This is a genomic window from Streptomyces sp. NPDC050806 (genome assembly GCF_055586425.1).
Genome location: NZ_JBVJIF010000005.1, coordinates 66,760 through 80,316 on the forward strand (window position 1 = coordinate 66,760; position 13,557 = coordinate 80,316).

The 13,557-nt window shown below is 73.5% G+C and carries 12 protein-coding genes; 9 read left to right on the forward strand and 3 right to left on the reverse strand.

Features of this window, described 5'->3' with window-relative positions; translation table 11 throughout:
* The first annotated feature begins 317 nt into the window (after positions 1-317).
* The 4 genes from ACZ6WH_RS16405 to ACZ6WH_RS16420 all read left to right on the forward strand — a co-directional run bounded on the left by ACZ6WH_RS16405 (position 318) and on the right by ACZ6WH_RS16420 (position 5,237).
* Positions 318-1,862 carry a Y4yA family PLP-dependent enzyme gene (locus ACZ6WH_RS16405; protein WP_469729082.1) on the forward strand — a complete coding sequence of 515 codons (1,545 nt, stop codon included), beginning with the start codon at positions 318-320 and terminating at the stop codon, positions 1,860-1,862.
* On the forward strand, positions 1,859-3,178 hold the full coding sequence (locus ACZ6WH_RS16410) for a pyridoxal-phosphate dependent enzyme (RefSeq protein ID WP_469729084.1): 1,320 nt from the start codon (positions 1,859-1,861) through the stop codon (positions 3,176-3,178). Before ACZ6WH_RS16405 ends, ACZ6WH_RS16410 begins: the two co-directional genes overlap by 4 nt.
* Positions 3,179-3,185: 7 nt before the next feature.
* Positions 3,186-4,394, forward strand: a complete 1,209-nt coding sequence (locus ACZ6WH_RS16415; RefSeq protein WP_469729085.1) for an aminotransferase class V-fold PLP-dependent enzyme — start codon at positions 3,186-3,188, stop codon at positions 4,392-4,394.
* 84 nt (positions 4,395-4,478) lie between these two features.
* Positions 4,479-5,237: a class I SAM-dependent methyltransferase gene (locus ACZ6WH_RS16420; RefSeq protein ID WP_469729087.1), complete on the forward strand. Its 759-nt coding sequence runs from the start codon at positions 4,479-4,481 to the stop codon at positions 5,235-5,237.
* A gap of 14 nt (positions 5,238-5,251) precedes the next feature.
* On the opposite strand, the gene ACZ6WH_RS16425 is transcribed toward ACZ6WH_RS16420, so the two are convergent.
* The gene (locus tag ACZ6WH_RS16425; RefSeq protein ID WP_469729089.1) at positions 5,252-5,620 is read right to left on the reverse strand and encodes a MerR family transcriptional regulator; all 369 of its coding nucleotides are present in this window, start codon (positions 5,618-5,620) and stop codon (positions 5,252-5,254) included.
* 285 nt (positions 5,621-5,905) lie between these two features.
* On the opposite strand from ACZ6WH_RS16425, the gene ACZ6WH_RS16430 reads away from it, so the two are divergent.
* Positions 5,906-6,109 (forward strand): hypothetical protein, encoded by a 204-nt coding sequence (locus tag ACZ6WH_RS16430; RefSeq protein WP_469729091.1) that lies wholly within the window; start codon positions 5,906-5,908, stop codon positions 6,107-6,109.
* Between the two features lie 25 nt (positions 6,110-6,134).
* Here the strand turns inward: ACZ6WH_RS16430 and ACZ6WH_RS16435 are convergent, their stop codons facing one another.
* Positions 6,135-7,538: an RICIN domain-containing protein gene (locus ACZ6WH_RS16435; RefSeq protein WP_469729093.1), complete on the reverse strand. Its 1,404-nt coding sequence runs from the start codon at positions 7,536-7,538 to the stop codon at positions 6,135-6,137.
* A gap of 277 nt (positions 7,539-7,815) precedes the next feature.
* On the opposite strand from ACZ6WH_RS16435, the gene ACZ6WH_RS16440 reads away from it, so the two are divergent.
* From ACZ6WH_RS16440 to ACZ6WH_RS16455, 4 genes are all read left to right on the forward strand, one after another.
* The gene (locus tag ACZ6WH_RS16440) at positions 7,816-9,405 is read left to right on the forward strand and encodes a phage tail sheath family protein (protein WP_432862432.1); all 1,590 of its coding nucleotides are present in this window, start codon (positions 7,816-7,818) and stop codon (positions 9,403-9,405) included.
* 86 nt (positions 9,406-9,491) lie between these two features.
* On the forward strand, positions 9,492-9,935 hold the full coding sequence (locus ACZ6WH_RS16445) for a phage tail protein (protein WP_361561802.1): 444 nt from the start codon (positions 9,492-9,494) through the stop codon (positions 9,933-9,935).
* Complete coding sequence (locus ACZ6WH_RS16450) at positions 9,935-10,453, forward strand: hypothetical protein (RefSeq protein WP_361561803.1); 519 nt, start codon at positions 9,935-9,937, stop codon at positions 10,451-10,453. The genes ACZ6WH_RS16445 and ACZ6WH_RS16450 overlap by 1 nt, the downstream gene beginning before the upstream one ends.
* The gene (locus ACZ6WH_RS16455) at positions 10,450-10,608 is read left to right on the forward strand and encodes a DUF6760 family protein (RefSeq protein WP_361561804.1); all 159 of its coding nucleotides are present in this window, start codon (positions 10,450-10,452) and stop codon (positions 10,606-10,608) included. The genes ACZ6WH_RS16450 and ACZ6WH_RS16455 overlap by 4 nt, the downstream gene beginning before the upstream one ends.
* A gap of 802 nt (positions 10,609-11,410) precedes the next feature.
* Here ACZ6WH_RS16455 and ACZ6WH_RS16460 read toward each other — a convergent pair.
* Positions 11,411-12,541, reverse strand: coding sequence for a hypothetical protein (locus ACZ6WH_RS16460; protein WP_469729096.1), 1,131 nt, complete (start codon positions 12,539-12,541; stop codon positions 11,411-11,413).
* Between the last annotated feature and the right edge of the window lie 1,016 nt (positions 12,542-13,557).

Below are 13,557 nucleotides of genomic sequence, written 5' to 3' on the forward strand. Positions count from 1 at the left end.
AGGCGCTGTACGCCGGACGGACCTGCCGTGTCCAGGCTGCGCATGAGACCGGGGCGACCGTCCCGCCGGCCCGCGGCGCCGCGGCGGAGGCCGGCCGGCGCGGCGCTTCCAGGGCGGGTGGCGGCGCCGGCCGCGTACCGGGCGGCGGCCCGCGCGGTGTGGACGCCTTAGTCGTGCGCCGGGCCCGGCGCGGCATCGGGCGTAGCGCGACGGCGGCAGGGAAAAGGGACCCGCGGAAACTGTCGCGGTCGCCGCCTGCGGCCCGGCGCCGCCGAACGGGGCAGCCGCACTGCGGTCCGCATCAGGAGGAGCCTGGGATGGGCGTCCCCTTGTACCTGGAGCCACGGCTGACGCCCCGGCTCGTGTCGCTGCTGGCGTCCGGCCGGTTCCTGCACACCCTCGTCGCCGGGCTCGGCTCGCCGCTCAACGTGGTGCTCCCGGACCGGATCGCCGGCAACCTCGCCCGCTTCCGCTCCGTCTACCGTACCCACCGGCTGTCCGGCCAGATCTTCTTCGCCCACAAGGCCAACCGCTCCAGCGCCCTCGTACGGCGGCTCGCCGCCACCGACGCCGGACTCGACGTCGCCTCGCTCGGCGAACTGCGGCACGCCCTCGGCGCCGGCTTCACCCCGGACCGGATCATGGCCACCGGCCCCAAGAACCCGGAATTCCTCTGGCTCGCGGCCCGCACCGGCGTCCTCGTGCACGTCGACGGGCGCGCGGAACTGGACGAACTCGCCGCCCTGGTACGACGGTACGCACTCCCGCCCGCCAGAGTGCTGCTCCGGCTCTCGGGGTTCGCCTCCGAGGGCAGTCGGCTCCTCACCCGCCCCAGCCGGTTCGGCACGCCGGCCGGTGAACTGGGCGAAGCGCTGGCCGCGCTGGAGCGGTACCCGGTCGAGCTGCGCCCGGTCGGCATCGGGTACCACCTCGACACCACCAGCCTCGACGAGAAGGCCGTCGCTCTCGAAGGGTGCGTACGGGCGATGGACGAGTGCCGCAGCCGCGGGCTGGACCCCCGGATCATCGACATCGGAGGCGGCTTCGGGGTCAGCTACCTCGCCGACGGCGAGCAGTGGGAGCGGTACACGACGGAGCTGACCCGGGCGGTCATGGGCCGGCGCCCGGCCCTGACCTGGCGCCGGCACGGCTACGGCCTGCGGCACGAAGCCGGGACGCTGCGCGGCTCCCTCGCCCTCTACCCGGCACACCGCCCCGTCGCCGCCGAGCAGTACCTCGACGCGCTGCTGTCCCGGCCGGCGCCGACCCTGGGCCGGCCGCTCGCCACGCTCCTCCTGGAGGGGCTGTACGACCTCTACACCGAACCGGGGCGCGCCCTCGCCGACCAGTGCGGGGTCACCCTGGCGCGGGTCCTTGAGGTGCGGCGTACGGAGACCGGCGAGCGGCTGGTGCGGCTCGCGGCCAACGCCGACGACGTGGCGCTGGAGGAACACGGGGTGCTGATGGACCCCGTCCTCGTACCGGCGGAGGGCGGGCGGCCGCCGGCCGCCGACGGGCCGGTCGGGGTCCTGCTCGCCGGCAACCTGTGTCTGGAGGCCGACATGATCACGCGGCGGACGGTCTTCCTGCCGCGCCTGCCGCACCCCGGTGACCTGCTGGCCTTCGCGAACACCGCCGGATACTGCATGGACTTCCGGGCCGGCGAGGCACAGCGCCAGCCCGTGGCCCGCAAGGTCGCCGCCTGGCAGGACAACGGGGACGGCCGCGAAGAGGACGGTCGGCACGGGTCCGGCGAGGCTCCGTGGCGCTGGTGCCTCGACGAGGAGTACTGGCCGGTCGCCCAGGACGCACCGCACCACACCGCCGCCCGGCCGGGCGGGCACGCAGGAGGAGGCGCATGAGACTCGACAGCATCACCGACGCCATCGGCGACACCCCGCTGGTCCGTGTGGACCCGGCCGTGCACGGCCTGCGCCACATCGACCTGTACGCCAAGCTGGAGATGCTGAACCCCTTCGGCTCGGTCAAGGACCGGGCCGCCTGGCACATGGTCCGGCCCGGTCTGACGGCGGCGGCGGACGGCCACCGCACGGTCGTCGAGCTGTCGAGCGGCAACACCGCCAAGGCCCTGTCCCTGCTCGCGGGGCTGCACGGCGTGCCGTTCAAGACCGTCACCAACCGGATCCGGGTCCCGGAAATGCGGGACCTGCTGCTGTTGCTCGGCGCCGAGGTCGAGGAGCTGCCGGGGCAGACGGAGTGCCTGGACCCCTCCAGTACGGACGACCCGCTCACCCGCTTCCACCAGGAGCTCACCGGCTCGCCCGACGGCTACGTCTACACCGACCAGTACTACAACGCCCGCAACACCGAGGCGCACGCGACGGGCACCGGCCCGGAGATCGTCGCCGACCTGGACGGCCGGGCCCCCGACCACTTCGTCGCGTGTGTGGGCACCGCCGGCTCCTCCACCGGCGTCGCCCGCGTGCTGCGCGCGTACGACCCCGGCGTCCACGTCCTCGGCCTCGTCGCGCACAAGGCCGACTTCATCCCCGGCATCCGCACCATCGACGAGGTGCAGAGCGTCGGTCTCTTCGATCCGGACGTGTACGACACGATCGCGACCGTCACCGCGGACGAGGCCATCGACGGCATGGTGACGCTGGCCCGGCGGTGCGCGATGCCGGCCGGACCGACCGGCGGCGCCGCCTACGCCGGAGCCGTACGCCACCTCCGCACCCTCGACGCGGAGCTGACGGAGCGCCGGACAGCGGTCTTCATCGTCTGCGACCGCATCGAGAGTTACCTGAGCTACGTGCGCCACCGGCGGCCCGACCTCCTGGGAAGGCCGGCCCACCGCAACTCGCTCGCCACCCTCACCGACGCCGAGGCCGCGGCCGCCACCGGCATCGACGCGGCGGCCGCCGAGCGCTGGATCGCCCGGGACGACCCCCTCGTCATCGACCTGCGCAGCCCCTTCTCGTACGCGGCGCTGCACATCGAGGGCTCGGTGAACATCGTCGACGAACTCTTCGCGGAACTCCTGCACGGCGGGCTGCCGTTCAGCAAGCGGCGCGCCGTCCTGCTCGCCTGCCCGGTGGGCGAGCAGTCGGCCCGGTACGCCGCGCTGCTGACCCGCATGGGCCACCCCGACGTCCGCAGTCTGACCGGCGGCATCATCGCCTGGCGCGACGCGGGTGCCCCGCTCGTACGGGAGTGAGGCCGCCGTGACCGCCGGCGCCACGGGCACCGCCGCCCTGGCCGAGCTGGGGGAGTGGCAGGCCGCGCTCCGTGCCCAGTTCCCCATCGTCACCGGGCACCCGGAACTGGCCTACTTGGACAGCGCGGCCACCGCGCAGAAACCGCGAGCCGTGCTGGACGCCGTCCACACCTACCTCACCACCAGCAACGCCAACGCCGGGCGGGGGACCTACACCTGGGCCAATCGCACGACCGCGATCGTGCGCGAGACCCGGGACCGTATCAAGGAGTTCCTGGCCGACCCGGATCCGGACCGCTCCGGCGTGCACCTGACCGGCGGCACCACCGACGCGCTGCGCACCGTGGCCCGGGACTGGCTCACCGGGTACCTCGCCGACCAGGACGAGATCGTCGTACCGTTCGCCGACCACCGGGCCAACCTCGCGCCCTGGCTGGAGGCTCGCGACCTGCTGGCCCGGCAGGGCATCCGCATCCATGTCCGGCCGATGCCCTACCAGCCGGAATCCGGCGACTACGACCCCGCGGCGCTGGCCCGCTCGGTCACCCCGCGCACCCGGTTCGTCGCGGCCACCCACGTCCACCACGTCTACGGCGGTAACATGAACGTGCACCGGATCCGCCGGGCCGTCGGCCCGGACGTGGTGATCTGCCTGGACGCCGCGCAGAGCGTCGGCCACCTCCCCGTCTCCCTCGCCGAACTGGACGTGGACTTCCTGGCCTTCTCCGGTCACAAGGCCCTGGCCCTGCCCGGCTCGGGAGCCCTCTGGGCCCGCAACGCGCGCGGTCCCCGCTTCGCGCCCGGCGGCTGGGACGGCAGCCCCGACACCACCGGTGCCGTGAGCCTGCGGGCGGCACTGGACTGGCTCGACGCGGCGGGCCAGCACCGTGTCGAGCGCTGGACCCTCGCCCTGGCCGCCCGGCTGACCGACGGGCTGCGCCGGCTGCCGGCGTACGACGTGCTCGGTTGCCGGCGCAGCCTGGCCGCGGACTCCGACGTCCAGCGGCGCCAGGGCATCGTCACCTTCCGGCACCGCGCCGTGGACTCCGGCGACCTGGGCTTCGTCCTCTTCAGCCACGGCTTCATGGTCCGCTCCGACGGGCTCTGCCAGGGCAGCGCGGGCGAGCGCGAGCACGCGGTGCGGGTGAGCCTGCACGTCTACAACACCCCGGAGGAGGTCGACCGGCTGCTCGCCGTCCTGACGACGCTCCAGTGAATTGCGCCAAGGGGAACCATTTTCACCTGTATCTTCGGGCTGGTCCGGAAGACGGTGCGAGACGGTGAAGGTGGCGCGGCCCCGATGGGACTGGGCACGGCGACGGCCGAGCGGTGGGTGGAGCGCTGGGAGCGCCAGCAGCAGCGGTACGCGATCGACCGCGAGGAGCGGTTCACGGTGGTCGCCGACGTGGTCGAGCACGTACTCGCCGGGCGCGCCCGGCCGCTCGTCGCCGACCTCGGCTGCGGCCCGGGATCGCTGGCCGCCCGGCTGGCCCGGCGGCTGCCGCACGCCGGCATCGTGGCCGTGGACAGCGACCCGCTGCTGCTGGAACTGGGCCGCACGCACCACGCGGACGCCGCCCGGTTCGTCCGCGCGGCCATCGGAGAACCGGGCTGGACCGCGGCGCTGGCACTCCCCGGGCCGCTGGACGCCGCCGTCTCCACCACCGCGCTGCACTGCCTCCCCGAGGACGCGCTGCGACGCACGTACGAGGACCTCGCCGCGCTGCTGCGGCCCGGCGGCGTCCTCGTCAACAGCGACACGGCCGGCGCGGACCACGGCACCACCGCCCGGATCGCCCAGCATGTGCGCCGCCGCCGGGCCGAACGGCTGGGCACGCCGTCCCACGAGGACTGGGAGTCGTGGTGGGCGGCGGCGGCGCGCGACCCGGCCCTCACGGACCTCCTCGCCGCCCGCCGCCGTCAGCACCACCCGCCGCACAGCCCCCACAACGGCCTCACCCTGGCCCGCCACCTCGCCCTGCTCCGCACGGCAGGCTTCCGGGACGCGGACACCGTCTGGCAGTGCAGCACGGACCACGTCCTGGTCGCGGTGCGCTAATTCCTTTCTGAGCGCTACGGAGGACCCCCGCCCCGCACCGCGTCGAGGTACTCGGCCAGCGCGTCCCGATTGCGCGTCAGGCACCTGATGCGGTCGGTCATGCGGTCCTTCTCCCGCTCCAGCGTGGCGAGCATCTCCGGTGTGGCGTCGGAGAAGTGGATGGTCCGCGGCTGGTCCAGGCAGGGGAGGACCTGTTTGATGATCCGGGTGGGCAGCCCGGCGTCCAGCAGCCCTCTGATCTGGCGGACCCGGTCCACGAAGCGCTCGTCGTACGTGCGGTAGCCGTTGGCACAGCGGTCCGCGACGATCAGCCCCTGCTCCTCGTAGTAACGCAGCAGCCGACGCGGCGTACCCGTCCGCTCCGACAGCTCACCGATCCGCATGTGCCCGCATTGACCTTCACATCAATGTGAAGGTCTGAGCGTAGCCACGGGTTACGGGACGTCGCGGAGCGAAGGGGGAGACCTACTCGTCGACGGGCAGTCCACCTGATAGTGCTCGACGTTCATCCCCACGCAGAACGCGACCCGAGCGCCTCCCGGGTGGGGTTCTGGCGGATGCTGAAGAGTCTGGACCGGCGTGGGCCTGGCTCGCGCACGGGAAGAACAACTCCGCCTTCCAGCCAGTTCGTCGGGAAGAGCCTCAGCGGTCCGGACTTCGCGCGGATCGTGAAGGACCAGCTGGACCAGCTGTACGAGGACTCGGCGGACAGTGGCCGGGTGATGGCGCCGGCCCTGCATCCGTTCGTCGTCGGGCAGCCGTTCCGGAGCACGTACCTGGACCAGGCGCTCGAATACGTCGCCGGGCACCCCGAAGTGTGGCTCACGACGAGTGATGAGATCGCACAGCACTACGCCCGGCACCACGCGTAGCCGCGGGTACCGGGCGCAGGGCCGACTAGTGGGGCGTGAAGAGCCACTGGTGGTTGTTCTTGTCCTCCGTCTGGCAGTGCCAGACGCTGAGGTTGCGGTCCTCGTTGTCCTTGTCCTGCGAGTCCAGGCACATGTTGCCGCTGGCGAAGTTGTGGATCCACCAGCGGTTCTCCGTCCGCTTCTCCACCCACCACAGCTGGTTGTCGTCCTTCGAGCCGTCGCACCGCCACTCATCCACCCGCGAGGCGGCGGGGGCCCCGCCCTTGCCGGGCAGGTCCATGCAGAGGTTGTCCTTCTCGTTGCGGATGACGAAGAGCGCCGCGCCGTTCGGCCCGCCGTTGTCGAACTTCTTGTCCAGGGTCCACAGCTGGTTGTCGTCCGGGCTGTTGTTACAGCCCGACTGGTGCACCGGGCCGCCGTCCTTGGCCTCGAACGTGGGGAGGTCGGCGCAGGTCCCGTTGGTCCAGTTCTTGATGAGGATCTTCGAGCGGTTCACCGGCATGCCGTCATCCGGCGCGCCGCCCCCGCCCCCGCCGCCGTTGTCGGCCGGCTTGTCGTCGGCCGGCTTCTCCGGCGTCTGGGGCTGCTCCTGCGTCTTCTCCGGCTGGGGGTCCTGCGTGGGCTGGGCGGGGGGCTGCTTCGGGAGCGTGACGGCCGCGTCGTCCGTCGGCTTCTCCTGGGCGAGGCTGTTGACGTTCGGCTGGAAGGAGAACCACAGGATGAGCCCGGTGATGGTGAGCGCGAGCAGCAGGCCCAGCACCGTCATCAGCCAGTACGGAAAGACACTGCGCTGCACGTACGTGCCGTCGACCGACACCGGCTCGCTGCCCGAGCGCCGCACCGCCAGGCTGAAGGGCCGCTGCTGCTTCGTCCCCGCCCAGGTGATCTGGCGGGGCTTGAGTATCGCGTCCACGAACGCGGCGCGGCCCGGCTCGACCTGCACATTGGCCGGCCGGATGTCGTACGACAGCTCGTCGCTGCGGTCGGCGCCCGCGATCGACGCGGTGAGCTTGGTGTTGCCGAGGTTGTCCACGGCCAGCTTCGGGCGGCCACGGAACCGGCCCTTGACGGTGTGCGGGACCAGCTCGGCACGCACCTCCGTGAAGGGCGTGACCGTGACGTTGCCCTCGATGACGGTGGTGGCTTCCGGGTGTTCGGTGGGGACGACCTGGACGCCGAAGGGATGCGGGCCGGCCGTGGCGTCGGGGGTGCGCGGCGGTGCGAACGTCAGCTCCACCGTCCCCGTCGTCCCCGGGTACAGCCGTACCGATGCGGGTTCCACCGTCGTGTACGGCGCGATGTCACCGACCGGCACGAAGCGGTACTCATCGACGACGTCTCCGGTGTTGCGGAGTCTCAGTCGTACGGATGCGGTGCTGCCGGGATCCACGGTGGCGGACGAAGGTTCGAGGGAGGTCCAGATGCTCACGCCCGCGACGCTACGGCAGGGGCGTGTGTGGGGTCATGAGGCCACAGGGCACGCCTGATGCCCGAACGCGCGCGACCGGCTGCCCCGTTGGCCCGGCCGCCGGGCGCTCCGGTGCGCCGGTGGGTGGCCGACGGCGCACCGCGGGGATGTGTGCGGCTGCCCGCTCGGGCACGCGTGGTGCCCCCAGTTAGGTACCGAAGGACGTTTCCTCTCCCACTGCTGGTCCCGGAGGGTGAATTCCGGATCCTGTGTCCAGTACCCCGAGGAGAGCCAAAGCATGTCGTCGTACCTGTCGCCGGGCGTCTACGTCGAGGAGGTGGCCGGCGGCTCGCGCCCGATCGAGGGGGTGGGCACCTCCGTCGCCGCCTTCGTCGGACTCGCGCCGAGTGGACCACTGAACCAGCCGACCCTGGTCACCAACTGGACCCAGTACGTCGCGGAGTTCGGTGAATTCACCGACGGGTACTACCTCGCGCACTCCGTCTACGGCTTCTTCAACAACGGCGGCTCCGCCGCGTACATCGTGCGCGTCGGCGGTGCCCCGGGCGGCGACAACGGCCAGGCGCCCGCCGCGGTCGAGCAGGGCACGGCCCCGGCGGCGCTGCCGTCCGGCGAGCCGCAGCAGCTCGGCACGTTCAAGGTCATGGCCCTCACGCCCGGCAGCGGCGACGGCCTCTCCGTCGAGGTCACGGACGCCGAGGGCGAGGGGCCGGCCGAACGCTTCCGGCTGGTCGTCAAGGACGGCGGCAAGGCCGCCGAGACCTTCGACGTCACCGCCAAGAAGGGCGGCCGCAACTACGTCGTCACGCAGGTCAAGGACCGCTCCAAGCTGATCTCCGTGCAGGAGGCGGCGCCCGCCGCACAGCTGGCCCGGCCCGAGAACCAGACCGTGGCCCTGCCCGCGCCGGCCCCCGCGCCCGCCGCCGCTCCGGCGCCCGCCGCCGCGACCGCCGGCCACCCCGGCCCGGCCCAGTACCTCGGCGACTCCGCCGACCGCACCGGCTTCGGTGGCCTGGAAGCGGTCGACGAGATCTCGATGGTGGCCGTGCCCGACCTGATGGCCGCCTACCAGCGCGGTGCGATCGACCTGGAGGCCGTCAAGGCCGTTCAGCTCGGCCTGATCGCGCACTGCGAGCTGATGGGCGACCGCGTCGCGGTCATCGACCCGCCCCCCGGCCTGAACGCCCGCGGCATCCGCGTCTGGCGTCAGGAGACCGCCGGCTACGACTCCAAGTACGCGGCGCTCTACTACCCCTGGATCAAGGTCTTCGACCCCGCTACCGGCGAGTCGAAGGTCGTCCCGCCGAGCGGTCACATCTCCGGCATCTGGGCCCGCAACGACTCCGAGCGCGGCGTGCACAAGGCGCCCGCCAACGAGATCGTCCGCGGCGCCGTGGACCTGGAGATGCAGATCACCCGCGGTGAGCAGGACCTGCTCAACCCGATCGGCGTCAACTGCATCCGTGCCTTCCCCGGCCGCGGCATCCGCGTCTGGGGCGCCCGCACCCTCGCCTCCGACCCGGCCTGGCGCTACCTGAACATCCGCCGGTACTTCAACTACCTGGAGGAGTCGATCCTGATCGGCACCCAGTGGGTGGTGTTCGAGCCGAACGACCAGCAGCTGTGGGCCCGGATCCGGCGCAACGTCTCCGCCTTCCTCGTCACGGAGTGGCGCGAGGGCGCCCTCTTCGGCTCCCGGCCGGAGGAGGCCTTCTACGTCAAGTGTGACGCCGAGACCAACCCGCAGGAGTCGGTCGACCTCGGCCGGGTCATCTGCGAGATCGGCATCGCGCCCGTCAAGCCGGCGGAATTCGTGATCTTCCGCCTGGCCCAGTTCTCCAGCGGCAGCGGCGAACTGGAGGAGTAGCGGCGAGGGCGGCCCACCGGCCGCCCTCCCCTCCCTCGCCTTTCTCTCCCGTCGGTCAGTAATCAGCAAAGGACACCCGACAGTTCATGAGTCTCCAGCCAGGTGACGCGCTCACTTCACACAATTTCGGCCTGCAGATCGACGGTGTGATGGTCGAGTACCTCCAGGAGGTCAACGGCCTCACCATCGAGCAGGACGTCATCGAGTACCAGCAGGTCTCCGCGCAGGGCAAGCCCGTCACGAAGAAGCTGCCCGGCGTGAAGAAGGCCGGCACCTGCACGGTCGTACGCGGTATGACCCAGTCGGCGGCGTTCAACCAGTGGATCACCGAGTCGGTGGCGGGCGTCATGGCCACGGCCCGTAAGAACGCCACCATCATGGTGATGGACTACCAGAACAACCCGGTCAAGCGTTACAACATGCGCAACGCCTGGTGCAGCAAGGTCGACACCAGCACCGTGAAGGCCGGTGAGGCGTCGGCCCTCACCGAGACCGTAACCATCACGTTCGAAGAACTGGTCATCGAGTAATGCGCCGTACCGCTCCCAGGACGCCGGCCTCGCCGGCACCGGCGGCTTCCGGCGCCGAAACCGCGCCGGAAGCCGGGGCGGAGACCGGGGCCGCGGCCGCCGCCCCCGCGGCCCCGGCCGCCGCTCCGGCGGCGGCGCCGCAGCCCACCCTGAGCACCGAGTTCGCTTTCGAGCTGCCGCGCGGCTACGTCGACGAGTCGGGGACCGTGCACCGGCACGGGGTGATGCGCCTGGCCACCGCCAAGGACGAACTCGTACCGCTGCGGGACCTGCGGGTGCAGGAGAACCCCGCCTACCTCTCGGTGGTGCTGCTCGGCCGGGTCATCACCCGGCTGGGGACGCTGCCGCTGGTGCACGACGGGGTGGTGGAGAACATGTTCGCCTCCGACCTCGCCTTCCTCCAGGACTTCTACCGGCAGATCAACGCCGAGGGCCACACGCGGGCCGGGGTGTCGTGCCCGCACTGTGAGCAGCCGTTCGAGGTCGAACTCGGCGGGAGCCGCCTGGGGGAATCGTGACGTACGCGACCGACCGCATGCATGAGGAGATCGCGTACGTCGCGTACCACTTCCACTGGAGTCTGGCGGAGATCCTGGACCTTGAACACCGGGACCGCCGCCGTTACGTGGAGCAGATCGCCACGCTGGTGACGCGCGCGGAGGCGGAACGCTGATGGGAATGCTCGACCGGTTCCGGCGGGGCCGGGAGAACGCCGGCGCCACCACGGGTGACGTGCCGGACGGGGGAGCGGCGACGGCCGGCAGCGCGCCGGCCGCGGCCGAGGACGTACGTACCGGCCCGGCCGTCGCCGACGGCCGGGCCACGGGGCCGGCTGCCGTCGGCGGGACCGGTGGGCCGACGGGGCCCGTCGGCCTGCCGCCGATCCAGCGTGCGCTGGGGAACCCGGGCGGACACACGGTGTCGGCGCCGGACTTCGCCGGCTCGCTGGCGTCCTGGCAGAACCCCGCCTTCATGGGCACGCTCTCGCACGCCGTCCTGGACAGTGCGCCGACCGGCCTGGTCCAGGGCGCCCTGACCCCGGCCGTGACGCCTGTCCCGGGCCTGGGCAACCCCGCCCTGTCCTTCCCGGTCGCGCACCCCGAGCCGGAGGAGGCGAACCCGGCCCCGCAGAGCGCCACCCCGGGCTTCGCCCTGCCGTCCCCCGAGACCTCCGCGACCCCTCGGACGTCCGCGAACTCCTCGCCCCCTCCGGCCTCTCGGCCCCGGCCGGCCGAGGCAGCGCCGTCGGTGCAGCGGGCCAGGGGGCCGCGAGTGGCACCGGTCGCGCCGCCGACGCCGGGGCGCGTACCGGCCCCCGGCACGCCGTCGTTGATCAGGGCGTCGACGCCCGGCCCGGTGCAGCGACGCGTGCTGCCGTCCACCAAGCCGAGCCGTACGGAGCCGAGCCGTACGGCTGCGAACCGTGCGACTTCGAGCCGTGCGACTTCGGCTGCTGAAGCTCATGCCCCCGAGGCTCATGCCCCCGAGGCTCCTGCCTCCGGGGGGGCGGCCTCTGGGGGGTCGGCCTCTGAGGGGGCGAGCCGTACGGCCCAGGTGCCTGCGGCTCCGGCGCCTGCCGTTCCGTCGGAGCCGGCTCCTGCTGCGGCCGAGGGCCTGAGCCAGTCGGCCCCGGGGCCCGTTGTGCAGAGGGCGTCGGTGTCGGACAGCGGTCCTGCGCTGCCGCCGGTGGCATCGTCGAGCCGTCCGGCACCCCAGCCGCAAGAACATCCGGCAGCGCAGCCGTCGGAGCGGCCGGTGGCGAAGTCCTCGGACCGGGCGGTGGCGAAGTCGCCGGACCGTCCGGCGCCTGCCGTTCCGGCGGAGCGCCCGGCGGTGCAGCGGGCCGTACCGGACAGCGGGGCGGCCCCTCGGCCGACGCCCGCCGCCGGTACGCGGCCTGCGGCGACTCCGGGTTCCGGCCCGGCACGGCCGTCGGCTGCGGAGAGCGGACCTGCCCGGCGGCCGACTCCGGCGAGTGGCACGGCCCGACGGCCGGCGCCCCTGGGCGAGCCGGTCCGACGGTCGGTGCCCGAGCACACCTCCGTACGACCCTCGACGCCGGCGACGCCGCCGCGTGCCGAGCGGCCGTCCGCGACGAACAACGCGACGAACGACGCGACGAACACCGTGGCGGACAACGCGACAAACACGGCCGCGGTACAGCGGTCGTCGGCGGCGTCCGCGAGCGGGCCTGCGAAGGACGCGGCGCCCGTGGCCGAGGCGCAGCCGGGTGCTTCCGGCGCGGCCGCCCCTGGCGCGACGCGGGCGTCCGGTGCGGACCGTGCTGCTTCGAAGAGCGGGCCGGAGCCGGTCGTCGCCCCCGTACAGCGGGACGCGCAGGCTCCTTCGACGTCCCGGACCCCGTCGACCCCGTCGGCCCCGCCGACTCCTCCGACCTCGGCGGCCCGGCCGACCCGGGGCGTCGGGCTCGGCAGCCCGGTGCAGCGGGCGCGGAAGGAGGCTCCGGCGGCCGGTACCTCCGGTGGCATGCCGAGCGCACCGGTCGCCGTGCCGCGTGCTGCCGCGGCCTCGTCGGACGTACCCGTACGCCGCCCGGGCCTCGGTGCCCCGGTGAGCGAGACGAACCCGGCGCCGAAGCCGCCCACCGGGCCGACAGCCGGTCACCCGGCAGAGGCCGGCCCCGTCCCGGTCGTGCAGCGCGCTGCCGTGCCCGCTGCCGCGCCCGCGACGGAACGTACGCAACAGTCGGAGCCGGGACGGGACGCTCCCGTGGAGCGTCCCGTTCAGCGGCGGCAGGCCGACGCGCCGCTCCTCGGGGTGGCGGCGGCGAAGCCGCTGTCCGCTTCCCGGCCGGTGCTTCCTTCCGGCCCGTCGGCCGCCCCGGCCGCTCCGGCGACACCGGCCGCGTCGGGGGCACCCGTCGCACCCGTTGCGCTGCGCCGCCTCCCCGAAGGGGGCACGGCAGCGGGCCGCGGGAGCGAGCCGAGGAAGTCCGTACGGGCAGTGGGCGGCCAGTCCGCCGCGGGTGGCACCGGGGCACCGGTCCAGCGTACGGTCCAGAGCCCCGCGGCAGCCCCCGCGCCGGCTTCCCCGTCCGTCTCCGCGTCGGCCCCCGGCCCGGCCCTCGGTATGGCCCCCGGAATGGCCCCCGGCCTTGCGGCCGGTGCCGCTCCCGGCCCGGCCGCCCCCGCGTCCCAGCGGCCTCCGGTCCAGCGCCTGACGACACGTCAGCCGGCGGTCGCGGCCGGTCCGGCCGCGCCGGGCGCGGTCCCGGCGCACCCCGCCTCTCCGGTGTCCCCCGGTCCGGTGGGGCAGCCGGGCGTGCCGTCCGCGCAGGCGTCCCACGCGCCTGCGGCATCGCAGGGGGCCGGCCGGGCAGTCCCGCTGGTCCGGCCGGCGCCGACACTGCCCATGCAGCGCCCGGTGCAGCGGACCACCGCGACACCTCCGGTGGCAACACCACCCGTGGCACCCATCACGGCCCGCCCCACGACAGGACCGGCGCCGACACCGGTGGCATCGGCACCACTGGCAGCGGCACCACCGGCGGTGCCGCTGCGGGCAGCAGCACCGCAGGGAGCAGCGCCGCAGGCAGTGGTGCGGCCGGGCACGACACCCCCGGCCGCGACGCCGGCCGGTGCACCCCCCGCGCCCCCCGCCG

Bases quoted from the DNA above. Each gene is read 5' to 3' on its own strand.
- ACZ6WH_RS16445 (WP_361561802.1), top strand. From the start codon at position 9,492: ATGAGTCTCCAGCCAGGTGACGCGCTCACTTCACACAATTTCGGCCTG.
- ACZ6WH_RS16450 (WP_361561803.1), top strand. From the start codon at position 9,935: ATGCGCCGTACCGCTCCCAGGACGCCGGCCTCGCCGGCACCGGCGGCT.
- ACZ6WH_RS16440 (WP_432862432.1), top strand. From the start codon at position 7,816: ATGTCGTCGTACCTGTCGCCGGGCGTCTACGTCGAGGAGGTGGCCGGC.
- ACZ6WH_RS16405 (WP_469729082.1), top strand. From the start codon at position 318: ATGGGCGTCCCCTTGTACCTGGAGCCACGGCTGACGCCCCGGCTCGTG.
- ACZ6WH_RS16420 (WP_469729087.1), top strand. From the start codon at position 4,479: ATGGGACTGGGCACGGCGACGGCCGAGCGGTGGGTGGAGCGCTGGGAG.
- ACZ6WH_RS16410 (WP_469729084.1), top strand. From the start codon at position 1,859: ATGAGACTCGACAGCATCACCGACGCCATCGGCGACACCCCGCTGGTC.
- ACZ6WH_RS16425 (WP_469729089.1), bottom strand. From the start codon at position 5,620: ATGCGGATCGGTGAGCTGTCGGAGCGGACGGGTACGCCGCGTCGGCTG.